Source organism: Bradyrhizobium sp. CCGB01 (assembly GCF_024199795.1).
GTDB lineage: Bacteria > Pseudomonadota > Alphaproteobacteria > Rhizobiales > Xanthobacteraceae > Bradyrhizobium.
Genome location: NZ_JANADK010000001.1, coordinates 8,427,044 through 8,442,640 on the forward strand (window position 1 = coordinate 8,427,044; position 15,597 = coordinate 8,442,640).

18 protein-coding genes are annotated in these 15,597 nt (G+C 65.6%); 4 read left to right on the forward strand and 14 right to left on the reverse strand.

Features of this window, described 5'->3' with window-relative positions; translation table 11 throughout:
- Complete coding sequence (locus NLM25_RS39680; protein ID WP_254140510.1) at nucleotides 1-555, reverse strand: hypothetical protein; 555 nt, start codon at nucleotides 553-555, stop codon at nucleotides 1-3.
- Nucleotides 552-1,562, reverse strand: a complete 1,011-nt coding sequence (locus NLM25_RS39685) for an alpha/beta hydrolase (protein WP_254140511.1) — start codon at nucleotides 1,560-1,562, stop codon at nucleotides 552-554. The genes NLM25_RS39680 and NLM25_RS39685 overlap by 4 nt, the downstream gene beginning before the upstream one ends.
- A gap of 136 nt (nucleotides 1,563-1,698) precedes the next feature.
- Between NLM25_RS39685 and xseA the strand changes: the two genes are divergently transcribed.
- Nucleotides 1,699-3,321: an exodeoxyribonuclease VII large subunit gene (xseA, locus tag NLM25_RS39690; protein WP_254141345.1), complete on the forward strand. Its 1,623-nt coding sequence runs from the start codon at nucleotides 1,699-1,701 to the stop codon at nucleotides 3,319-3,321.
- 341 nt (nucleotides 3,322-3,662) lie between these two features.
- Here the strand turns inward: xseA and NLM25_RS39695 are convergent, their stop codons facing one another.
- Together NLM25_RS39695 and NLM25_RS39700 are read right to left on the reverse strand one after the other, a co-directional pair.
- Complete coding sequence (locus NLM25_RS39695) at nucleotides 3,663-3,812, reverse strand: hypothetical protein (protein WP_254123322.1); 150 nt, start codon at nucleotides 3,810-3,812, stop codon at nucleotides 3,663-3,665.
- 249 nt (nucleotides 3,813-4,061) lie between these two features.
- Nucleotides 4,062-4,886 (reverse strand): dienelactone hydrolase family protein, encoded by an 825-nt coding sequence (locus tag NLM25_RS39700; RefSeq protein WP_254140512.1) that lies wholly within the window; start codon nucleotides 4,884-4,886, stop codon nucleotides 4,062-4,064.
- Between the two features lie 176 nt (nucleotides 4,887-5,062).
- Between NLM25_RS39700 and NLM25_RS39705 the strand changes: the two genes are divergently transcribed.
- A complete protein-coding gene (locus NLM25_RS39705; RefSeq protein WP_028181257.1) occupies nucleotides 5,063-5,290 on the forward strand; it encodes a DUF2093 domain-containing protein in 228 nt (75 codons plus the stop codon).
- Nucleotides 5,291-5,420: 130 nt separating this feature from the next.
- Here the strand turns inward: NLM25_RS39705 and NLM25_RS39710 are convergent, their stop codons facing one another.
- On the reverse strand, nucleotides 5,421-5,735 hold the full coding sequence (locus NLM25_RS39710) for a hypothetical protein (RefSeq protein WP_254140513.1): 315 nt from the start codon (nucleotides 5,733-5,735) through the stop codon (nucleotides 5,421-5,423).
- Between the two features lie 575 nt (nucleotides 5,736-6,310).
- Between NLM25_RS39710 and NLM25_RS39715 the strand changes: the two genes are divergently transcribed.
- Nucleotides 6,311-6,496 carry a hypothetical protein gene (locus NLM25_RS39715; protein ID WP_254140514.1) on the forward strand — a complete coding sequence of 62 codons (186 nt, stop codon included), beginning with the start codon at nucleotides 6,311-6,313 and terminating at the stop codon, nucleotides 6,494-6,496.
- A 387-nt stretch (nucleotides 6,497-6,883) separates the two neighbouring features.
- Here the strand turns inward: NLM25_RS39715 and NLM25_RS39720 are convergent, their stop codons facing one another.
- From NLM25_RS39720 to NLM25_RS39750, 7 genes are all read right to left on the reverse strand, one after another.
- Nucleotides 6,884-7,219, reverse strand: coding sequence for a GYD domain-containing protein (locus tag NLM25_RS39720; protein ID WP_254123326.1), 336 nt, complete (start codon nucleotides 7,217-7,219; stop codon nucleotides 6,884-6,886).
- A 348-nt stretch (nucleotides 7,220-7,567) separates the two neighbouring features.
- Nucleotides 7,568-8,584 carry a tetraacyldisaccharide 4'-kinase gene (gene lpxK / locus NLM25_RS39725; protein ID WP_254140515.1) on the reverse strand — a complete coding sequence of 339 codons (1,017 nt, stop codon included), beginning with the start codon at nucleotides 8,582-8,584 and terminating at the stop codon, nucleotides 7,568-7,570.
- Nucleotides 8,577-9,923 carry a 3-deoxy-D-manno-octulosonic acid transferase gene (locus NLM25_RS39730; RefSeq protein ID WP_254140516.1) on the reverse strand — a complete coding sequence of 449 codons (1,347 nt, stop codon included), beginning with the start codon at nucleotides 9,921-9,923 and terminating at the stop codon, nucleotides 8,577-8,579. The genes lpxK and NLM25_RS39730 overlap by 8 nt, the downstream gene beginning before the upstream one ends.
- Nucleotides 9,886-10,599, reverse strand: a complete 714-nt coding sequence (locus tag NLM25_RS39735; RefSeq protein ID WP_254140517.1) for a lysophospholipid acyltransferase family protein — start codon at nucleotides 10,597-10,599, stop codon at nucleotides 9,886-9,888. The genes NLM25_RS39730 and NLM25_RS39735 overlap by 38 nt, the downstream gene beginning before the upstream one ends.
- Nucleotides 10,596-10,838, reverse strand: a complete 243-nt coding sequence (locus NLM25_RS39740; protein ID WP_254123330.1) for a DUF4170 domain-containing protein — start codon at nucleotides 10,836-10,838, stop codon at nucleotides 10,596-10,598. The genes NLM25_RS39735 and NLM25_RS39740 overlap by 4 nt, the downstream gene beginning before the upstream one ends.
- A 59-nt stretch (nucleotides 10,839-10,897) precedes the next feature.
- Nucleotides 10,898-11,716, reverse strand: coding sequence for a 3'(2'),5'-bisphosphate nucleotidase CysQ (locus tag NLM25_RS39745; RefSeq protein ID WP_254140518.1), 819 nt, complete (start codon nucleotides 11,714-11,716; stop codon nucleotides 10,898-10,900).
- Entirely contained in the window at nucleotides 11,703-13,094 is a 1,392-nt protein-coding gene (locus NLM25_RS39750) for a TldD/PmbA family protein (protein ID WP_254140519.1), read from the reverse strand. Before NLM25_RS39750 ends, NLM25_RS39745 begins: the two co-directional genes overlap by 14 nt.
- Before the next feature lie 275 nt (nucleotides 13,095-13,369).
- On the opposite strand from NLM25_RS39750, the gene NLM25_RS39755 reads away from it, so the two are divergent.
- A complete protein-coding gene (locus tag NLM25_RS39755; protein WP_254123333.1) occupies nucleotides 13,370-13,888 on the forward strand; it encodes a DUF6101 family protein in 519 nt (172 codons plus the stop codon).
- Nucleotides 13,889-14,004: 116 nt separating this feature from the next.
- Here the strand turns inward: NLM25_RS39755 and ubiA are convergent, their stop codons facing one another.
- Both ubiA and NLM25_RS39765 read right to left on the reverse strand, forming a co-directional pair.
- On the reverse strand, nucleotides 14,005-14,934 hold the full coding sequence (gene ubiA, locus NLM25_RS39760) for a 4-hydroxybenzoate octaprenyltransferase (RefSeq protein ID WP_254140520.1): 930 nt from the start codon (nucleotides 14,932-14,934) through the stop codon (nucleotides 14,005-14,007).
- Nucleotides 14,931-15,590 carry a hypothetical protein gene (locus NLM25_RS39765; protein WP_254140521.1) on the reverse strand — a complete coding sequence of 220 codons (660 nt, stop codon included), beginning with the start codon at nucleotides 15,588-15,590 and terminating at the stop codon, nucleotides 14,931-14,933. The genes ubiA and NLM25_RS39765 overlap by 4 nt, the downstream gene beginning before the upstream one ends.
- Between the last annotated feature and the right edge of the window lie 7 nt (nucleotides 15,591-15,597).

The following is a 15,597-nucleotide window of genomic DNA, read 5'->3' on the forward strand; positions in this document are numbered from 1 at the left end:
CTAGCTCCGCCGCATCCAGAGGCCGCCGACGATCAGGCCGCCCCCGTTCACGACCGCCATCCATGGCAGGAAGGTGTCGCCGACCACGAAGAAATAGCCGATCAGCGTCAGCGCGGTGATCGCAGCGGCGATCACGATGAAGGCGCGGCCGAACCACAAGCCGGCCAGCGCGTAGAACAGCATGCAATAGATCGTCCAGAACGTGCCCTGCTGGCGCGGCGTGAAGTGGCCGAGCACCGACGAGCAGAACAAGCCGAACCCGACGAGCATCAGGAAAGCGGCCAGCATGCGCGCGTCGAAGCTGCGAATGCCACTCGATGGTTGATTGGAGGCGCTGATGGCGAAGGAGCCGGCAATGCCGAGGACGTAGACCGTAATCCAGAAATAATATCCCTGCTGCGGCCACAGCCACGTGGCGATATTGGCGGCGAAGACCAGTCCGCCCCACATGATGATCAACTGGCTGGCGAGGTCGTAGATCCGCGATTGACGGACGCGACTGACCATGTCGTCGATATCGGCGAGCGCTTCAGCCGCCTGTTTGCTGTCGATCATGACTGCCCGCTCCCGCGCGTTGCCACATCCTCGGCGATCGCATTGACCGCTTTCGGGTTGGTGACGATGCCCATGTGGTTGATGCCGTCGATGACCTTGACGTCGACCGAAGGCTTCACTGCCTGCACGGTCTCCGCATATTTGTCCGAGATCATCATCTCGTCCTCGGCGCCGCCGAAGACCGTGATCGGGCGTGTCGTCGCCGGAAGATCGATGCGATAGCCGCGCGTGCCGAAATTGCGCATCAGGCGGTCGGAATAGGTGGAGACCAGATACTTCGCCGAATTCTGCGGCACGGCCAGAGCGAGCACCGGAAGCTGCGAGCAGCAGTCGATGCCGAGCTTGCGCAGCGCGGCAAGACCGAAATAGCGCGGCATGTCCGCGTTGGCCCAGCCGCCGGCTTTCGGCTTGTTGGTCGGCGCGTCGTAGCCGAGATAGGGCGCGAGCAGCACGGTGCGCACGAACATGTCCTGCATGATCGGGGTCGCCGCGACGCGCAGCGAGAAGCCGGCGCCGGCGGAATGGCCGATCAGGGTGAGCGGCAGGTCCGGCGCGCTCTTGCGGACATGCGCGACGAAATCGACGAGATCGTCCTCGAGCTGGCCGACATAGCCGATGTCGCCGCGCGTGCCGGAGCCGCCATGGCCGCGAATGTCGAGCGCCCAGGTCTCCACCCCGCGCGCGGCGATCGCATGGGTCAGCGCGTGATTGACCGTTCCGCTCGAGCCGGAGGAGCCATGGATGAAGATCGCGCCCCGGTCGGTCGCGGCGCCAACCGGCGCATAGTGGCGAAAGCCGATCCAGGTGCCGTCGCGGGCCTGGAAGCGCTCGAGCGCGGGCAGTGTGGACCAGTCGATCCCCTTGGCGGACTCGGAGACCGATCGCATCTCCGGCGGCCGCTCCAGCGGCGTTGCAATCATCGCGACCAGGATCAGCGCCGCGGCGCCGACCGCACACAGCGCCCATTTCAGGCCGCTCAAAACGCCGCGCAGCAGACGGATCGCCATGGCTCAAACTCCCTCTCACACCACCAATAGAGAACTCTATATTGCAGAGTACTCTTACGATCAAGTCCCGGATTGGCGCCGCGCTGCGAAAATCCTTAACGTCGGGTCTGACCCCAAAATGCCGAATCGTTTGCCGATGCCGCCTGCGGAACAACTGAACAACGCGCCCGAATTCACCGTTTCCGAGCTCTCGCAGTCCCTGAAGCGGACGGTGGAGGACACCTATGGCCATGTCCGGGTCCGCGGCGAGATCTCGGGCTTTCGCGGCCCCCACTCCTCCGGCCATTGCTATTTCGCGCTGAAGGACGAGAGCGCCAAGATCGAGGCGGTGATCTGGAAGGGCGTGCACGGCCGCATGCGCTTCAAGCCCCAGGAAGGGCTCGAGGTGATCGCCACCGGCAAGCTCACCACCTATCCGGGCTCCTCCAAGTACCAGATCGTGATCGAGGCGCTGGAGCCGGCCGGCATCGGCGCGCTGATGGCGCTGATGGAGGAGCGCAAGAAGAAGCTCGCCGCCGAGGGCCTGTTCGACGAGGCGCGCAAGCAGCTCCTGCCCTGGCTGCCCGAGGTGATCGGCGTCGTGACCTCGCCGACCGGCGCCGTGATCCGCGACATCCTGCATCGGCTGGAGGATCGTTTTCCCCGCCGCGTGCTGGTGTGGCCGGTGAAGGTGCAGGGCGAAGGATCGGCCGAGCAGGTCGCAGCCGCGATCCGCGGCTTCAACGCGCTGCCCGAGGGCGGCAAGATTCCGCGGCCCGACGTCTTGATCGTCGCGCGCGGCGGCGGCTCGCTGGAGGACCTGTGGTCGTTCAACGAGGAGATCGTGGTGCGCGCCGCGGCCGAGAGCATGATCCCGCTGATCTCGGCGGTCGGGCATGAGACCGACATCACGCTGATCGATTTCGTCGCCGACAAGCGCGCGCCGACGCCGACGGCGGCGGCCGAGATGGCGGTGCCGGTGCGCAGCGAATTGTTCGTCGAGGTCGCCGATCTCGCCCGCCGCACCCGCGCCTATTGGCAGCGTGCCCATGAGAGCCGCCGCAGCGAGCTGCGCGCCGCCGCGCGCGCACTGCCGGCGGCCGGCGATCTGCTCGCGATCCCGCGGCAGCGGCTGGATTCAGCAGGCGCTGCCCTGCCCCGCGGGCTCAAGGCCAACACGCACGCGCATTTCCGCCGGTTTACCGCTGCCAGTGCAAAACTGACGCTGCGGGTGCTGCACGGGCAGATCTCGCAGGCCGATCACCGGCTCACCGTGTGCGGCGAGCGGCTCGGCCTTTCCGCGCGCTCGCTGTTGCGGCAGCGGCGCGACCGTTTTGCCGGGCTTGAGGTGCGACTGCGCGCCTCAAAACTTTCCAACGCACAGGCACAGCGCAACGCGATCGCCCGCCAGCGCGAGCGTACGCATCGTCTTAGCGAACGCGCCGGCCGCGCGCTCGTCACGCTGTTGCACCGGCTCGATGCCCGCGTCGAGAACAGCGGCAAGCTGCTCTCCGCGCTGTCCTATCGCAGCGTGCTCGCGCGCGGCTTCGCGCTGGTGCGCGACGAAGCCGGACATCCGCTGCATGCGGCGGATGCGATCGGGCCCGGCGCGCGCGTCGAGATCGAGTTTGCGGATGGACGAGTGGCGGCCACCGCGGATGCGGATCGACCTGCGCCGACGACCAAGCGCACGCCGTCGCAACCGAAGCCGGCCGCGCAGGAAACAAAACCCGCGCCGAAGCGCGTGGCCAAGCCGGTGGACCAGGGCAATTTGTTCTGAGACGTGAGGGCGGCGTTCCACTCGCGGTGTCATTCCCCGCGAAAGCGGGGAATCCAGTACGCCGCGGCTTCCCGATGAATCACGGACGTCCCGGCGTACTGGATCGCCCGTTCCTAGTGCGCAATTGCGCACTGGCCGGGCGATGACAGCGAGTGTGTGGAGAGCGCGGGCCACAAGCTCGTCATTGCGAGGAGCTCTTGCGACGAAGCAATCCAGAATCCCTCAACGGAAAGATTCTGGATTGCTTCGCTGCGCTCGCAATGACGGGGTAGCAGCGGTGCTTAGCGGGAGCAGTCACCCCGGATATCGCTTCGCTCATCCGGGCTACGACACCGGCTCACCTACCGGCAGGACAATCCCGCGTCGATCGTGGTCCAGAAGCCGCAATGTTCCGGCGCGAGTTGCGGCGCGCCGGCGTGGGCTTCGAACAGGAAGATCGCGACGGTGAAGACGATCAGTGCGGACGAGAAAAGGACGAAGCGGTTGCGCATGAACGATGCGTTTAATCGACATCGTGGTCGAATGATGGCGCCGCCACATGCTGAAACCCGTTTGATGCGCGATCCGTAGATTCACGGTCGGCCATCATGGTCCGTGCAGGGCGGTGGTCGATGCGGGGCTGTCCGCTGTTGTTCCTCGGGCGGCCCCGCTTGGGGGATTTGTAGCCCGCATGAGCGAAGCGATATGCGGGGAATAGTCGTCCCGGATGTCGCTTCGCTCATCCGGGCTACGGCACCTCCCTACCGTGCCAGCCACTCCGCAACGTCCTTCTGCGACTCCGCGCGCGCCTGCGCATCGGTGCCGAGATGGCCGTGCTCGGGGGCGGCGGCGTCGGGGCTGCCGGCAGCTGCGTGCAGCGGCGTGTTGGCGCGGTCGAAATCATGATAGGCGCCGGGATAGACCACGATGCGCGCAAGCGCGCTGCGGCCGCGCGCACCGTCGACCATCTGGCGGCAAGCCGGCGGCGACGAGACGTCGTCATTGGCGCCGATCAGCACCAGGGTCGGCACCCGCGCGCTCCAGCCGAGGCCGGCAGAAATCCGGCAATCCGGATAGAACGCGATCGCGGCGCGGAAATCCGGACCCAGATCGCGTGCCGCGCTCTGCGGACGCACGGCCCAGAGCAGCGCGCTGGCGCCGTTGGCCCAGCCGATCAGGCTGACACGGTCGCGCGCCACCCAGGCCTGCTTCATCAGCCAGGCGCGCGAGGCCGCGATGTCGGCAACACGCTCGCGCCGCGCCTTGACGTGCATCTCCTTGACGCGGCATTGCGGCCCGAGCTCGCGCGAGCCGTAGCTGTCGGGCAGCAGCACGGCGTTGCCGGCCTTGAGCAGCCGCTCGGCCCAGTCGCGATAGCGCGGCAGCACCGGCTCGGAATGACTACTGATCCCGCCGCAATCATGCAGCGCGATCACGGTCGGAAACGGCCCCTCGCCTTCGGGCTTGTAGAGCTGCGCATGCAGGATTCCGGACGACAGCGGAATCTCGACCTGCTGCGGCGCCGGCGCGGCGTGAGCGGCCGGCATCAGGAACATCAGGAACAGGGCGGTCAATCGAAGGCGCATCGGACTCTGCCGTTGGATCCTTCGTCCAAGCCCTATCACGCGGAAACGGCGCCAAAACATCACAAACCGGTGGGTTTACCGGGCGGACAAGCCGCCCTATCTATGCTACATCCCGTCCAACACATCGTGCCCTCCGGCGTTTTCCGCGGAGAGGCCTTCCACGGAGACTGTCGACCGTGCTGAACAAGTTCGGCCCCTCGGGCCATGGCGAAGCGCAGGTGCAATATCTCGACGGCGATTTCCGCGTGATCTCGCCGGGGACCTTCGTCCGCTGCGCGATCACCGATACGCGGATTCCGCTCGACGAGTTGAAGTACTGGAGCGTGGACCTGCAAGAAGCCTACGCCACGCCCGTCGCCGTGTTGCAGCGGCACTTTCCCGGCGCGCTGAAGCCGCAGCCGTGATCTTGTAGATCTCGCAGGGTGGGCAAAGGCGCAAGGCGCCGTGCCCACCATCTCTCCACGATCGCGACGAAGACGGTGGGCACGCGTCGCTTTGCCCACCCTACGGCACCGAGTTCGCGAGGGCGTTCGGCTATTGCTGCTCGGGACCATCCGTGCCTACGCAAGTCTTGATCGCACTCTTCCTGGCTTCGCCGACGACTTTCTGATCGATCGCCTGCTTCAGGCAATCAAGCCGCGCCTGCGCCATGCAGAGCTGCATCTGGTCGCGCTTGTCCTGCCCCTTCAGATTTTGCGTCGTCGCAAGACATGTGACGCGCTTGGTCGCGGGAACTGGCACCGTGCCGGTTGGAGCAGCGGGAGCCGCGACAGGCGGCGTTTGCGCGAACACCGGCGCAATGATCAGACACACAAGGCTGGCGGCAACGGTCGCAGACGGCAGTTTCATCGAACTCTCCCGATCGACTCGGATCGATACGGGTCTTGCGATGAATGTCGCCTGAATGGCGGGTGTCGCAGGGTGGGCAAAGGCGCAAAGGGCCCTGCCCACAACATCACCGCGAATTCAGACAAACATGTCGGCACGCCGCGCTTTGCCACCCTGCCAGAGCTCCGGGATCACCATCTGTTGAACTGCCGCTCGCGCGCCTTGTCGCGATGATCGCTGTTGCCGGAGCGCTGCGATGATCTGAATGGCAGGCTGCTGCAGCGTTGCATCGAACAGCGCTTGCACTCCGTGGTTAGTCATTTCGCGCTGAGGTTGGATTCTTCGTCGCGATCCGACGCCCTCAAGTTGTTTGACGAAGTCTTGTTGAAACAGAGCGCTGCTAAACTGAATGTTAGGTCATTAGCCCTGTTTCTTTTTAGCGCACAGACGATCAAGTCAACCAAACAGCGATCGAGCTTTGGAATTGGCGCAGTCTGTGAACGGGCTCATATCGAAGAGCCATCAGGCGGGCTACGATCACCTCGAAAATTCGCGGTGGAAGATCTGTAAATCGAAAGTCAACGATGGGGGTGATCATGCCCACCATATTCGACCTGCTCTATCGTGAATATTGCCGCGCCCGCCTCGCTGAAATGCGGAAACAGCTTCTGATCGCAGCTGAACGCTCCGAAGCTCATGACGCGAATTATCATCCTGCGGATCAGGGTGACGATGAGAGGACGGACGCACAACGCAAGACCGGTCGCGGCGCGCCGAATTGAATCGGCCCCAGGACCGGCGATCTCTCCCGCGTAGCAGTGACCAAGCAATTGGCAAGCAGTTTGGGAGTCAACAATGAATACACCCGAATGTTATACTTTCATGGTGGCTTGCATGTCGTGCCTGACCATTGCCGGATTGATGGCCGTCGGCGCGTGGTGAGCATGACTGATTGCTGAACCGCGATCGCAGGCCGTATGCCGAGGTCGCTGGCAAACACGTACGGTCAGACCCATAACACCGGATGCAGCCCCCGCCATACCGCATCGTCCATCAATCGACGCCGGCGGATTTTCGCCTCGCCCCGGTTTGCAGACGTGATGATTGCCGAGGGGTGAGCGTTGCCGCCGCTTGGTCAAACAGCGGCGGCTTCGCTTTCAATCCGGATGTCAGCTTCCGGGTGGGCTATACGACGAGCGCAGCTTCGCCGCGTTCTGGCGAACCTGCTTGATCTCGTCCTGCGTGAACAACCGAGTCAATTTCACGTTCTGCAGGGTGCCCGCCGTGACGGTCAGGCCGGAAATGGCCGGAGCCGCACTCGGATCAGGCACGTCGAAAATCACTAAAACGCCCGGGCCGTCGGCCGCGACGCTATACATCGAAATCAGTTTTCCGCCGGCCGCCTCGATGAGCTTTCTCGCCGCCTCCTGGCGATCGGTCGTGGGATTCTCCAAAATGGCATTGAGAGCGCGTGGCGTGTATTGTCCGGCGAGGCAAAAATGCATGGCATGTCTCCTCTGGGGTTTGACAATGACTCCCCCTGCCGTTCCGAACTGATCGGTACGGCCGCTGCATCTGCAATGATGAAGGTACTGCCCGCCGTGGGCATAAACGCCGCCGATGATTTCCGGGAGTTCGGCACGTCCCGGTAACGGCTCTGCTGCAAGGCTACATCAACTGCCGAAGGCGCGGAAGGGAATTCATCAGCCGCGACATGTCGCCCGCTCAATCGTGAGACATCGCATGACGCTGGGTGAATTATTTTTCCATCGCATCTTCACGGTGGCATGGATACGCGGCAGGTCTTCGCCTTTGCTCTTCGAGCGATGACGAATTCGCTCTGCTCTGCGAGATCATCGCCTGACGAATCGTCGCTCGCGCGCCTTGTAGAGTTGATCGCTGATCAACTGCCGCAGCTTTGCCGGATCGTCGAATTCGAGCTCGACGGCGAACGGCACGATGCCGTCGGGCACGCCGTCGCGGCCGCGCAGGCGCGCAAGATCCTTTTCCGTCGTCACCAGCGTGAGTTGCTCGCGCTGCGCCTCCGCTGCGAGCGCGGCGATTTCGTTGTCCGTGAACATGTGGTGATCGGCGAACGGGCGCGTGCGCACGGTCTCGATACCGCTGGCACGCAGGGTGCGGAAGAAGCGTTCGGGATCGCCGATGCCGGCGAAGGCGAAGACGCGCTTGCCGAACAGCTGCGCGAGCGAGGCTGCATCCGGCTGCAAGCGCGCGCGCAGCTCCGGCTTGTTATGCTTCGCAAGCTCCGCCGCGACATCGTCCGCGGCATGGCCATTTCCGATCAGCACCAGCGCGTCGGTGCGCGCGAGCTGCGCCTTCAGCGGCGCGCGCAGGGGACCCGCCGGAAAAACCTTGCCGTTGCCGAGGCCGCGCTCGCTGTCGATCACGATCAGGGAGGCGTCCTTGAGCAGGCGCGGGTTCTGGAAACCGTCGTCCATCAGGATCACGGTGGCGCCCTGCGACTTTGCCAGCGCGACGCCGTCGAGGCGGTCGCGCGCGACCGTAACGGGAACGTCGCGCACCATCATCAGCGGCTCGTCGCCGATGTCGGAAGCGGTGTGGCGCATCCGGTCGACCATCACCGGGCCCGTCAGGCGGCCGCCATAGCCGCGGCTGAGCACCACCGGCGTCTCGCCGAGCTCGCGCAACAGCTTCGTCAACGCCAGCACGGTCGGCGTCTTGCCGGCGCCGCCGACATGATAGTTGCCGACACAGATCACGGGGATGCCGGCGTCAAAGCCCTTGCGCAGCATGCGCCGTTCGGTGATCGCGCCATAGAGCAGACCCAACGGCTGTAACGCATGTGACTCGAGGGAACGCGGCCGGTACCAGAAGGCCGGCTCACGCATTGGCGGCCCCCATCTCGATCCGCAGCTGCAGCAGATAGGGCTCGAGCGCGATCATGGTGCGATCGAGCGCGCCGCCGAGATCCTCGACCACGCCGCTACCGGCACGCTGCATCTTGTCGCGCATGGCGGGATCGGCCAGCAGCTGGCCGAGCTGCTTGACCAGCGCCTCCTGCGTCTCGGCCGGGCGCGCGCCGCCGCTGCCGTCGAGCGCCTCGTAGACATCGGCGAAATTGAAGACGTGCGGACCATGGACGATGGCGGCGCCGAGCTTGATCGCCTCGATCGGATTCTGGCCGCCATGGCGGATCAGCGATCCGCCCATGAACACGATCGGCGAGAGGCGATAGAACAGGCCGAGTTCGCCCATGGTGTCGGCGACATAGACGTCGGTCGCGGCCGTCGGCAATTCCTCGCGCGAGCGCAATGCCGGCTTCAGACCCGATGCCGTGATCAAGCCAGCGATCGAGGCGCCGCGATCCGGATGCCGCGGCACGATCACCGTCAGAAGCTGCGGGAAGAAACCGGCGAGGCTGCGATGCGCCGCGACCAGCATCTCGTCCTCGCCCGGATGGGTCGAGGCCGCCACGATGATCGGGCGCCCGCGCGTCATCGCCATCAGCCGTTCGAGCTTTGCGGCATCGGCCGGCGGGGCCGGCACGTCGAGCTTGAGGTTGCCCGTGGTGACGACGTCGCGGCCGCCGAGCGCCGAGAAGCGCTCCGCATCGGTCTTCGACTGCGCGAGGCAGATGTCGAACCGCGACAGCAGCGCCGAAATGGTGCCGTACATCCGCCGCCAGCGCGGGAAAGAGCGCGGCGACATCCGCCCGTTGATCAGCACCATCGGCACCCGCCGCGTTGCGCCCGCCAGGATCAGGTTGGGCCACAAATCGGATTCGATGAACAGCGCCAGCGACGGCTTCCAGTGATCGAGGAAGCGCGCGACATAGCGCGGGGAATCATACGGCACGTATTGATGGATGACGTCGGGCGGAAAGCGTTTTGCGACGACGGCGGCCGAGGTGACGGTGCCCGAGGTCAGCAGGATGCGCAGATTGAGATCGCGCAGGCGCCCGATCAGCGCGGCCGCGGCGAGCACCTCGCCGACGCTGGCGCCGTGGATCCAGACCAGCGGGCCGTGCGGACGCACGTCCCGGGACAGGCCCCGCCGCTCGCCGACGCGCGCGGGATCTTCCTTGCCCTGTTTCAGCCGCCGCTTGATCAACGCGGGCGCAAGCGGCACCAGACCCGACGCCAGGCGCCGGTACATCCGCAGCGTCATTGGCAGCCGATTGGGCAGCGAGTTAGCCATCTTGGGGCCCCGGGCGGCCGAGTTGCGCATAGGCGCGGCGGGTCGCCTCGTTCAAGGTCTCTTCCAGCTCCAGCCGCAGCGCTTCCATGGTGGCGGCGTCGGCATCCGGCGGAACGTGGATTTCCTTGATGCCGACCAATGCGCCCCGCCCGAACGGGAGGTTGATGGTGGTGCGGTCCCAGTTCTTGAGCCGGATGAAGCGGCTGGTCGCCATCGCGAAAGGCATGATCGGCCGTCCCGATTCCCGTGCCAGCATGATGATGCCGAGCCCGGCCACGCGCGAGCGCTTGGGGACATCGGCGGTCAGCGCGACATTACAACCGTCCTCGAGCGTCTGCACCATTTCCCTGAACGCCCCGACCCCGCCCTTGCGGTGGAAGGCGCCGCCGTGGTCACCGGAACCGCGGATCAGGCCGATGCCGAGCCGCTCGACGGCGATCGCGTTGAACTCGCCGTCGCGATGCCGCGAGATCAGGACCTTGGCCCGGTAGGAGTCCTTGTTCTTGATGAACGGCGTGAGGAAGTGCTGGCCGTGCCAGAAGGCGAAGATCGCGGGGATCTGCGGCTCGACGATGTCATAGACGTCGGGCGGATCGAACGTGAATTTGTTGGTCCGCCAGACCAGACGCAGATATTCGGCCGCCAGGACCCCGACGGCACGCTGAACGAAGCTGCTTCGCAGCGTATTGCGAAGCAGTTTTTTCAACGCGCCGGTTCTTGATTCGGGTCGAGCAGCCGATGGAGGTGGACGATGAAATAGCGCATCTGCGCGTTGTCGACCGTGCTCTGCGCCTTGGCCCGCCAGGCGACGTGTGCGGACGCATAGTTCGGATAGAGGCCGACGATCTCGACGTCGTCGAGGTTCTTGAAGGTGTTGTGCTCGAGATCGAGCAGTTCGCCACCGATGACGAGATGCAGCAATTGTTGCGGGGCACTATCTGACATGGGTTCTTTCCTAGCGGGCTGCCCGGCAAAGCAGTGTTCGAGAAGCACGGCGGACGCACTCAGGGCAAGGGACGGTCTCGAAAATGCGCGACGATGCCCGCATGACGATCGCGACCCGCTGCCACCAGCACCCCGTGCGTGACTTCCCGGCGGTTATAGAGGATGGGATCTCCGGAGAGGTCGCTCATCCTACCATCCGCTTCCTGCACGATCAAATCGGCCGCCGCAAGGTCCCAATCATGGCTGTTGCCCCCCGCAAAAGCCGCATCCAGCACGCCGTCGGCGACCCGGCACAGGCGTAGCGCGAGCGAGCCGATTCGCGGATGCAGCTTGATGTCGCCGCCCGACATGTTGAGCCGCTCGACCATCGGCTTCGGGCCGGCGACGCGGGAGAAGTCCAGCACCGAGCCGGACGTCGCCCGCACGGCCCTGCCGTTGAGCGTCGTGCCCTGCCCGCGGGCCGCGAAGAAGAACTCGTCGCTGGTGGGCGCGAACACCGCGGCGAGCACCGGCGAGGCCCCCTCGACCAGCGCGACGCTGACGCACCATTCGTCGTGGCCGTTGAGGAAGTTGCGGGTGCCGTCGATGGGATCGACCACCCAGGTCCGCCGCCGCGACAGCCGCGTCGCATCGTCGGCGCTCTCCTCCGACAGCCAGCCGTAATCCGGCGCGGTCGAGCGCAGGCGCGCCTCGAGCAAATCGTTGACGGCGATGTCGGCTTCCGACACCGGCGAGGACGCGCCCTTGGTCCACTTCCGCAATTCGGTACGGAACATCGACTGCGCGAGGCGGCCTGCTTCCCGCACCGTCTCTTGCAGCAGCGCGGCGTCGCGCGTCAGGATGGTTTCGTCCGTCGAATGCGCGTCAGCGTCCGCCAAGCGTCAAACCCTCGATGCGCACCGTCGGCGCATTGATGCCGTAGCGGAACTCCAGATTGTTCGCGGGCTGCATCGACTTGAAGATCTCGAACAGATGGCCCGCGATCGTCACCTCGCTGACCGGATAGGTCAGCTCGCCGTTCTCGATCCAGAAGCCGGAGGCGCCGCGGCTGTAATCGCCGGTGACGCCGTTGACGCCCGAGCCGATCAGGTCGGTGACGTAAAAACCCTGCTTGATGTCGGCGATCAGCTCGGCCGGCGTCGGCGTGCCCGGCTCGAGATGCAGATTGTACGGCCCCGGCGAGGGCGAAGACGAGACGCCGCGATGGGCGTGGCCGGTGGTGGTGAGGCCGAGCTCGCGCGCGGTGGCGCAGTCGAGCAGCCAGGTCGTCAGCACGCCCTCGTCGACCAGCGCGATCTTCTTCACCGCGACGCCTTCGGCATCGAAGGTCTGCGAGCGCAGGCCGCGCTTGCGCAGGGGATCGTCGATGATGCGGATGTTTTTCGCAAACAGCTGCTGGCCGAGCTTGTCCTTGAGGAAGCTGGTCTTGCGCGCGATCGAGGCGCCGTTGATGGCGCCGACGACATGGCCGACCAGCGAGCCCGCGACGCGCGGGTCGAATACGACCGGCACCTTGCAGGTCTCGACCTTGCGCGGATTGGAACGCGCCACGGTGCGCTCGCCGGCGGAACGGCCGACGATTTCCGGCGACAACAGATCGGCGCCGTGCGGCGCCGAGGTGAAGTCGTAGTCACGCTCCATGCCGGTGCCTTCGCCCGAGATCGCGGTCGCCGAGATGCCCTGGCTGGAACGCAAATAGGAGCCGTGGAAGCCGGTGCTGGTGACCAGCACCATGCCGCCTATGCCGGCCGAGGCGGAGGCGCCGCCGGATTTGGTGACGCCCTTCACGGCGAGCGCGGCAGCCTCGGCCTCGAGCGCGCGGCGCTCGAGCTCGCTCGTCGCAGGCACGTCGGGATCGAGCAGATCCAGATCGGGGAAGTCGCGCGCGAGCAGCGCGGGATCGGCGAGGCCAACATATTTGTCGTCGGGCGCGACGCGCGCCATCGCAACCGCGCGCTCGGCAAGCTTGGTCACGGCATCGCCGCTGACGTCGTTGGTCGAAACCACCGCCTGGCGCTGGCCGACCAGCACGCGCAGGCCGACATCGTCGCCCTCGGACCGTTCGGATTCCTCGACGCGTCCGTCACGCACCTCGACGCCCTGCGAGATGCCGCGCACAGCGACCGCATCGGCCGCATCCGCACCGGCGCGCTTGGCCGCCTCGACCAGCCGCTGCGCGAGATCGGACAGCGCGGACTGATCGAACAGGTCGCGATTGGCTTTGGGCGAAAGCGTCGAGCTTGGTGAAGGGTTCACAAACGAAATCCTGTTGGGACGGGAGGTTTCGGGGCGATAACGGCCCTGAACACCAGATGTGCCCGATTGGCGCGGACTTCAAGCATTTTCAGCCCGCAAATGGCTCAGATTCGCACCATCAGCGCAACGTCTCGTCAATCATGCGTGCCAAGGTCTTGTCAATCATGAGCGGCGGTGACGCTGGGTTAACCAGCCTTTTTAAGCGGTTTCGGCAAGGCGCGCGCTAAGGTCCTCGCATCGACCGGGAATATAATCCCGGCGGGGAGACTAAAGCCGTGAGGCGTCAAACAGCTACATGCGGGGTCACTCCCGACGGGTCGGGCCGCAGCTTGCGGCTCGACCCTCTTTCCCTTCCGGTCCGCTTCGATGCGCACGATCCGCGCGCCGACGGATACACCCGGCAGATCGAGCTTCATCGCGAGCGTGTCGTGCTGCGCCGTGCCGTCCGCGGCATGCAGATGGCGATCAACGTGCGCGTCAGCGACTTCACCGGCGTCGCGCTGCGCGGCAATGACGAGGCGCAGACCCTCGTGCTCGTGCATCGCGATCCCTCGCTCTCCGTTCCGCTGCTGGTCAGCGCCGATGGCGACGAGCTCGCCGAGGCCTGGGCCGTGTGGAGCGAACTGTTCGCGCTTCCGCAGCTCGACGAAGGCGCCCGCAAGCCCACGCCGCGCCGTCGCCGCGCCAATGCGATCCGCGCCCGGCGCCCGAAATTTTTGATGCGCCGCCGCACCGCCATGACCCGCGAGCTGCCGGTTCATCGCGCCGAACGCGAGATCATCGCGCGGAATTGAGCGGCAATCACAAGTGCCGTAGGGTGGGCAAAGCGAAAGCGTGCCCACCTCCTCTATCGAAATCCTGGAAAGATGGTGGGCACGGCGCAAGAGCGCCTTTGCCCACCCTACGGCAGCTACGCCCGCATCACAGCGTCGACCAGCAGTCCCGCAAACAGCAGCAAGCCGGCATATTTGTTCGAGTAGAACAGGCGCTTGCAGAGTTCGGGATCGTCGATCTTCAAGCGCACGATCTGCGAGGCCAGATGCACGGCGAAGGCCATGAGCCCGAGCCAGGCCGGCCAGCGCGCATCGCCTGAGGCCAGCGCGACGCCGATCAGCATCACCGCAAGGCCGAAGAACAGGATCAGCGCCTGGTGCGTGTGGGCGCCGAACAGGCGCGCGGTGGACTTGATGCCGATCAGGGCGTCGTCCTCGGCATCCTGATGCGCGTAGATCGTGTCATAGCCGATCACCCAGGAAATCGATCCGGCATAGAGCACCAGCGCGGTCAATTCGATGCGGCCGAAGGTGACGGCAAATCCCATTAGGGCGCCCCAGGAGAAGGCGAGGCCCAGCACGATCTGGGGCCACCAGGTGATGCGCTTCATGAAGGGATAGATCGCGACGATCAAAAGCGAGGCGATGCCGGTCGCAATCGCGAAGCGGTTGAACTGCAGCAGCACCACGAGACCGGTGAGCGCCTGCGCGACCATGAAGACCAGCGCCTGCCTGGTGGTCACCTGCCCCGACGGCAGCGGCCGCGAGCGGGTGCGCTCGACCTTGTCGTCGAGGTCGCGGTCGGTGATGTCGTTCCAGGTGCAGCCGGCCCCGCGCATCACGAAGGCGCCGATGAAGAACAGCACGATGGTGAGCGGCAGGCCGCGGACGTCATGTGCCATGGCGGCGGCGAGCGCCGCCGACCACCAGCACGGCATCAACAGGAGCCAGGAGCCGATCGGACGATCAAAGCGCGACAGCCGCAAATAGGGCCGCGCCCATTGCGGCGCGAGCGTATCGACCCAGTTGCCGGTGGAATCGGCAACGCGGGCGGATGTGTCGCTCATCGGGTGAGAACGTTGCCGTTGAGCGTGTCGAAGGTGCTGCCGCCCTTCTTGCCGGCATTGGCCTCAGGCGCCGAGCCCGAACCCAGCACCTCGCTCAAGGACGGGCCGGCCGGACCGCGCGGCTGGTTCTGCATCTGCTGCGCGACGTTGCAGACCTTCGCCTGCATGGCCTCGGTGTTCTTGTGGCCTTCCTTCATCTGCCCGCCGACCTGCGGCGGGATTCCGCATTTGGCGGCGTTGGTCTCGATGTACTTGATCATCTTCGACTCGGCCTGGCTGAAATTGCGGATCAGCTTGCAGGCCTCGTCCGGCGGGGCGTGACGGTCGCTCGCGGCCTTGATCAGCTTGCCGCGCTTCTCGGCTTCCTCGCGCAGGGGCATGAAGGCCTTCATGCAGTCCTCGCCGGGACCGCCCTGCGTCGGCGGGGCCGCGCTGAAGGCACCGGCGCCACCGACGGGCGCGGTGCCATTCACGGGAAACGACCCTTGCGGCGCCGCACCGACCGAGGCGGTCGGGGCCGAGCCATTCACGGGCGGAAATGCGGAACTGGTTGCGGCCTGTCCGGGCAGCGGCGCAGGGAAGCCCTGCGCGTAGGCGCCAGCGGCACCCATGGTGACCATGGCGGCAGTGATCGGAACCATCAAATGACGGATCATCAAGATA

Excerpts from the sequence above, each read along its gene's own strand:
- NLM25_RS39680 (WP_254140510.1), bottom strand. The coding sequence starts at position 555 with ATGATCGACAGCAAACAGGCGGCTGAAGCGCTCGCCGATATCGACGAC.
- NLM25_RS39685 (WP_254140511.1), bottom strand. The coding sequence starts at position 1,562 with ATGGCGATCCGTCTGCTGCGCGGCGTTTTGAGCGGCCTGAAATGGGCG.
- xseA (WP_254141345.1), top strand. The coding sequence starts at position 1,699 with ATGCCGCCTGCGGAACAACTGAACAACGCGCCCGAATTCACCGTTTCC.
- NLM25_RS39695 (WP_254123322.1), bottom strand. The coding sequence starts at position 3,812 with ATGCGCAACCGCTTCGTCCTTTTCTCGTCCGCACTGATCGTCTTCACC.
- NLM25_RS39700 (WP_254140512.1), bottom strand. The coding sequence starts at position 4,886 with ATGCGCCTTCGATTGACCGCCCTGTTCCTGATGTTCCTGATGCCGGCC.
- NLM25_RS39710 (WP_254140513.1), bottom strand. The coding sequence starts at position 5,735 with ATGAAACTGCCGTCTGCGACCGTTGCCGCCAGCCTTGTGTGTCTGATC.
- NLM25_RS39715 (WP_254140514.1), top strand. The coding sequence starts at position 6,311 with ATGCCCACCATATTCGACCTGCTCTATCGTGAATATTGCCGCGCCCGC.
- NLM25_RS39720 (WP_254123326.1), bottom strand. The coding sequence starts at position 7,219 with ATGCATTTTTGCCTCGCCGGACAATACACGCCACGCGCTCTCAATGCC.
- lpxK (WP_254140515.1), bottom strand. The coding sequence starts at position 8,584 with ATGCGTGAGCCGGCCTTCTGGTACCGGCCGCGTTCCCTCGAGTCACAT.
- NLM25_RS39730 (WP_254140516.1), bottom strand. The coding sequence starts at position 9,923 with ATGCGCAACTCGGCCGCCCGGGGCCCCAAGATGGCTAACTCGCTGCCC.
- NLM25_RS39740 (WP_254123330.1), bottom strand. The coding sequence starts at position 10,838 with ATGTCAGATAGTGCCCCGCAACAATTGCTGCATCTCGTCATCGGTGGC.
- ubiA (WP_254140520.1), bottom strand. The coding sequence starts at position 14,934 with ATGAGCGACACATCCGCCCGCGTTGCCGATTCCACCGGCAACTGGGTC.
- NLM25_RS39765 (WP_254140521.1), bottom strand. The coding sequence starts at position 15,590 with ATGATCCGTCATTTGATGGTTCCGATCACTGCCGCCATGGTCACCATG.